This is a genomic window from Streptomyces sp. NPDC000941, from assembly GCF_053599555.1.
Genome location: NZ_JBSFMM010000399.1, coordinates 1 through 5,213 on the forward strand (window position 1 = coordinate 1; position 5,213 = coordinate 5,213).

Consider the following 5,213-nt stretch of genomic DNA (forward strand, 5'->3'; position numbering starts at 1 on the left):
GGCGCCCACCGGCCCCCCCCGCCCACCCCCCCCCGCGCGCACACGCACACCCGCGGGGCGGGCCCCACCCCCCCGCCCCCCCCCCCGCCCGTGCGTTGCGGGGAGGTCTGTGGGTTACGGGATGGACTCCGTGCCCATCTCCAGCTTGTAGCGCTCCTTGCAGTCGTCCAGGTGCCTGCGCACATCGCCGTCGGTGAGGTCGGGGATGCCGTATCCCTCGCGGAGCAGTCGGCCGAACTGGTACGGGGAGGGGAACATGCCGTTGTTGGTGACGTGCTGGCGGAAGGCCCCGTAGTACGCCTCGTCGCGTGGCATGTCGTCCGGCAGGTTCACGGGCGGCAGGGCCGCCTCGGACGGGTCGGCCTCGCCGTAGGACTCCAGGCCCCGCTGCGCCGGCACATACGGGACCTGGCTGCTGGTGCCCTGCCCGCCCAGCGGCCGGACCCGGCCCCCCGCGCCGACCGGGGCTGTCAGCCCCCCGGCGCCCTGAGCCTCGTCGACCTGCGCCTCGTCGACCTGCGCCGCGAACTGCTGCGCCTGCTGCTGGGCCTGTGCGTCGAGCTGCGGCTGCTGCGGCTGCTGCGCCTCGTGAACCTGCGGGGCTTGCTGTGGCTGCCCGTTCGCCGGATGGCCCGCGGCCTGCTGCTCGAAGCCGGTCGCCGTCCGCCCGTCGTGCTCGGGCGTGCCGGGCTGCTGGTACCCCTGCTGCTGGTACACCGGCAGCGGGAAAGCCATGGGCAGCTCACGCTCCTGGGCCCCGGCCTGGCCTGCTCCCGCGGCCCCCGGCACCCCCGCGGCTCCGGGAACCCCGACGGCTCCCGCGGCCCCGGGAATGCCCGCGTTCCTGCCTCCGTAGGGCAGCGCGGCGGGCAGCGGCGCGGGTGCCAGCTCGGCCGGGTCCAGGCCGGCAGCGGCGAGCCCCGCCGGGGCGGTCTCCGCCAGCGGCACCCCGTAGCGCGCCAGGCGCAGCGGCATCAGCGACTCGACGGGGGCCTTGCGGCGCCAGGCGCGGCCGTACCGGGCCCGCAGCCGGGCGCGGTAGACGAGGCGGTCCTGTTCGAGCTTGATGACCTGGTCGTACGAGCGCAGCTCCCACAGCTTCATCCGGCGCCACAGCCGGAAGGTCGGCACGGGTGCCAGCAGCCAGCGGGCGACGCGGACCGACTCCATGTGCCGGTCGGCTGTGATGTCGGCGATCCGCCCGATCGCGTGCCGGGCGGCCTCGACGGAGACCACGAACAGGATCGGGATGACGGCGTGCATACCGACGCCGAGCGGGTCGGGCCAGGCGGCTGCGCCGTTGAAGGCGATGGTGGCCGCGGTCAGCAGCCAGGCCGTCTGGCGTAGCAGCGGGAAGGGGATCCGCAGCCAGGTCAGCAGCAGATCGAGCGCGAGCAGGACGACGATTCCCGCGTCGATCCCGATGGGCAGGACGTTGGCGAAAGCGCCGAATCCCTTGTCGTGGGCGAGATCGCGCACGGCGGCGTAGGAGCCCGCGAAACCGATCGCGGCGATCACCACCGCTCCGGTGACGACCACCCCGATCAATATGCGGTGCGTACGTGTCAACTGCATCGCGGCCACCCGCGGCCCCTCCCCCGTCCTACGGCATTCGGCGCGCCCAGCGTCGCATACACGTCAAGGGCGGTGGACGGGAAGGGGGTCGCAACGGCTCGGCCGGCGGCGGGTGGTGGCGGGTGGTGGCGGGGTGGCGGCTACGCGGCGCCGCCGCCGCCACTGCTCGCGCCGCTGCCCGCGCCGCTCTTTTCGGCGCCCTTCTCGACGGCGGCGACGACCTCCTTGGCCCCGGTCTCGGCGTCCTTGAGCAGCGCCTTGGGGTCCGGGGTCTTCTCGTCCTCGTAGCCGGCGCCGTTGTATTCGAGGGTCAGGACGACGTTCGCGGTGCGGACCACGATGGTCTGGTTCCGGAACTCGTCGCCGTCCTTCTTCGACTCCGTGCTGACGGTGGTGGCCGCGTCGCCGATGCCGGGCGCCTGCCCGGTCTTGGCGTTCTTGGCGCCGTCGGACGTGGCGGCCTTCTGGGCCTGGTCGCCGGCGTAGGCCTGGGCCCGCTTGTCGCCGGAGCCCAGCGACACCTCGGATCTGAAAAGTTTGAGGGAGACGGTGAGCTGCCGGTACTTGAACCCGTTGAGGCCGGTCCACAGGCAGCTGGCCGACTGGTTGGCGTCGGCGGAGGGGAGCTCCTTGCCCTTCTTGCTCTCGGCCTTGGGGACCAAGTCGTCGATCGTCTTGGCGGACAGGGTCGGGCAGACCGCCGGGAGCTTGCTGTACTTTGCGGCCGCGACGGTCGGCGTCGGGCTGGGCGTGGCCGATTTCGACGGGCTGGCCGAGTCCTTCGAGTCCTTGTCGGAGCCGGAGGAGCAGCCGGCGACGAGCACCACCGGTACGGCTGCGCTGACGAATATACGGGCGAGTCGAGGGGCTGTTCGGTGCATGGGTCCTTCGCTCGTTCTCGGTCGATGGGCGGCCGTCCCGCCCGCGTCATGACACGGCACGGTACGCGGCCGATGCGCGCACAGCCCAATTCGGGCGTCTTGCGCGAGGCCCCCTACACCGGTCTATTCGTTGAGCCGCCCGGTCAGTTCCTGGGCCAGATCTTCGGCGTTGACCTGCAGTTCTTCGCTGCTGGGAATGTGCTTGTTGTTGGTCGTCCACTGGTCGTACTCAATGGTGGCAATCACATTTGAGGACCTGAAGACGACGGTGACATCTCGGTGGATACCGGAATCACTGGTGATGAGCTGGTCGTCGAGGAAGGCGTCGTCGGCGAGGTCGTCCAGGCGGCGCGGTGCGGCGGTCTCCGAGGCGTCGGTGCCGCCGGAGGCGTCGGTGTCGGTGCCGTGGGTCGCCGGGGCGTCGGTTCCGGAGGTGTGGGGCGTCGCGCCCCCGACTTTGGTGCCCCCGGTCTCGGAACCGTCCTTGCCGGAGCCGTCTTTCCCGGAATCGTCCTTCCCGGCGTCGGGGGAGGCCGACGCGGACCCCTTCGGGGTGTTCTTGCCGGAGGAGCCGGGCGAGCCGGAGGGGGCGCTGGGGGTCTCGGAGGCACCCGGGACGTGCGCGGCGGCGGCCTTCTTCTCGTACCGCTCCTTCGCCTGGTCGTCGTCGCTGACCGTCGGGTCGTACGAGACGACGCGCTCGAAGTCGAGCGTGAGATAGCGGGTGCCGCTGCTCGTCTCCAGCTTCCAGCGGCAGCCGACGCGCCGGTTGGTGTCATAGGTGACGGTGGCCTGGCCGTCGTAGACCGGGTCGTCCTCCTCGGCGCCGGGCAGCAGATTGCGCAGCGTCTTGGAGTCGATCGCGCCGCACGCCTCGGGGAGGGTGCGGTACTTGCCGGGCGCGGCGGCGACCGGCGCCCCGGAGTCGCCTGGCTTGCCGTCGTCGAGGCCCGCGTGTGAGGCGGTGCTGGTGCAGCCGCTCAGGCCGATGGCGGCGAGCACCGTGGTGAGCACGGCGGCGGCCCGTGCGGCACCCGCTGCATACGCCCTTCGCTGCTGCGCTGGCTGCACTCTCCCCGTCCTTTCAAGATCTCTCCGAGCGAACACGGAGCGAAAACTGCTTGCCGCCCGTGGGCGGGGCCTGCAGACAATGTCTATCGCACGCGCCGCCGCGTCTGCCGGTCGCCCGCCGATATTGGGGGCCTTGGTCCGGCTTTTGCGTTTTCAGTCTTCTATGGGGGAATGAGTAAAACATGTCTTATGTCGAGCTGCCCGGGGCGCGGGTTCCGATCCGTATGTGGACCGATCCCGCGACGGTCGAGGGTGTGGCCATGCAGCAGCTGCGAAATGTCGCGACGCTGCCGTGGATCAAGGGCCTGGCCGTGATGCCGGATGTGCACTACGGAAAGGGGGCCACCGTCGGCTCGGTGATCGCGATGCAGGGCGCCGTATGCCCGGCGGCGGTGGGTGTGGACATCGGCTGCGGGATGTCGGCGGTCCGGACCTCGCTGACGGCCGAGGACCTGCCCGTGGACCTCTCGCGGCTGCGGTCGCGGATCGAGCGGGTGATCCCGGTCGGGCGCGGAATGCACGAGGACCCGGTCGACCCGGGGCAGCTGTACGGATTCTCGGCGCCGGGGTGGGACGACTTCTGGGGGCGGTTCGGAGAGGTCGCCGAGGCGGTCAGGTTCCGTCAGGAGCGGGCCGTGAAGCAGATGGGTTCGCTCGGCTCCGGTAACCACTTCATCGAGTTCTGCCTCGACGAATCGGGCGCGGTCTGGCTGATGCTGCACTCCGGCTCCCGGAACATCGGCAAGGAGCTGGCCGATTACCACATCGGCGAGGCCAGGAAACTGCCGCACAACCAGGGCCTGGTCGACCACGACTTGGCGGTCTTCATCGCGGACACCCCGCAGATGGCGGCGTACCGGCACGATCTGTTCTGGGCGCAGGAGTACGCGAAGTACAACCGCGCGGTCATGATGGCGCTCTTCCAGGACGTCGTCCGCAAGGAGTTCAAGAAGGCCAAGCCGACGTTCGAGCCCGTCATCTCCTGCCACCACAACTACGTGGCCGAGGAGCGCTACGAGGGCATGGACCTGCTGGTGACCCGTAAGGGCGCGATCCGGGCGGGCAGCGGGGACTACGGGATCATCCCCGGCTCGATGGGCACCGGTTCGTACATCGTCAAGGGCCTGGGGAACGCGGCGTCGTTCAACTCGGCCTCGCACGGCGCGGGTCGGAAGATGAGCCGTAACGCCGCGAAGAAGCGCTTCTCCACGCGGGACTTGGAGGAGCAGACGCGGGGCGTGGAGTGCCGTAAGGACGCCGGGGTCGTGGACGAGATCCCGAGCGCGTACAAGCCGATCGAGAAGGTGATCGACCAGCAGCGGGACCTCGTCGAGGTGGTGGCGAAGCTCAAGCAGTTGGTGTGCGTGAAGGGTTGAGGTGCGGGACCGCACCTGAGCGATGGCCCCGGCCGGTCAAGGCCGGGGCCATCGCGCTGCCCGCGTCCTGGCAATTCGAAAGAAACCGCGTCCAATTCGCCGTCAATGGCACGGGATTGACCGCCGACACGCGGCGGAGAATAGGATTCGCAGAGGAGAACAGGTGAGATTCATTTCCCGTGCCGCTTCCGCGGTCGGCGCCGCCGCCCCCGCCCCCGCCCCCGCCTCCGCCGCCGACGGCAAGACCTGCGTCAGCAACCTGCACCCGGCCCTCGACGTCGACGACGGCCCGCCCCGGTGCAGCACCGGG

The 5,213-nt window shown here is 70.6% G+C and carries 4 protein-coding genes; 1 reads left to right on the forward strand and 3 read right to left on the reverse strand.

From position 1 onward, the window contains the following. Window positions 1-114 precede the first annotated feature (114 nt). The 3 genes from ACWDSL_RS51660 to ACWDSL_RS51670 all read right to left on the reverse strand — a co-directional run bounded on the left by ACWDSL_RS51660 (window position 115) and on the right by ACWDSL_RS51670 (window position 3,527). Window positions 115-1,575 carry a DUF2637 domain-containing protein gene (locus ACWDSL_RS51660; protein WP_450496509.1) on the reverse strand — a complete coding sequence of 487 codons (1,461 nt, stop codon included), beginning with the start codon at window positions 1,573-1,575 and terminating at the stop codon, window positions 115-117. A gap of 140 nt (window positions 1,576-1,715) precedes the next feature. After that, window positions 1,716-2,456, reverse strand: coding sequence for a hypothetical protein (locus ACWDSL_RS51665; RefSeq protein WP_450496511.1), 741 nt, complete (start codon window positions 2,454-2,456; stop codon window positions 1,716-1,718). A gap of 123 nt (window positions 2,457-2,579) precedes the next feature. Then, window positions 2,580-3,527 (reverse strand): DUF3558 domain-containing protein, encoded by a 948-nt coding sequence (locus tag ACWDSL_RS51670; RefSeq protein WP_450496513.1) that lies wholly within the window; start codon window positions 3,525-3,527, stop codon window positions 2,580-2,582. A 182-nt stretch (window positions 3,528-3,709) separates the two neighbouring features. Between ACWDSL_RS51670 and ACWDSL_RS51675 the strand changes: the two genes are divergently transcribed. Next, window positions 3,710-4,903: an RtcB family protein gene (locus ACWDSL_RS51675; protein WP_450496514.1), complete on the forward strand. Its 1,194-nt coding sequence runs from the start codon at window positions 3,710-3,712 to the stop codon at window positions 4,901-4,903. The last annotated feature ends 310 nt before the right edge of the window (window positions 4,904-5,213 follow it).

What these genes read in the sequence shown, in the direction of transcription:
- ACWDSL_RS51665 (WP_450496511.1), bottom strand. Translation starts at nt 2,456, where the DNA reads ATGCACCGAACAGCCCCTCGACTCGCCCGTATATTCGTCAGCGCAGCC.
- ACWDSL_RS51660 (WP_450496509.1), bottom strand. Translation starts at nt 1,575, where the DNA reads ATGCAGTTGACACGTACGCACCGCATATTGATCGGGGTGGTCGTCACC.
- ACWDSL_RS51675 (WP_450496514.1), top strand. Translation starts at nt 3,710, where the DNA reads ATGTCTTATGTCGAGCTGCCCGGGGCGCGGGTTCCGATCCGTATGTGG.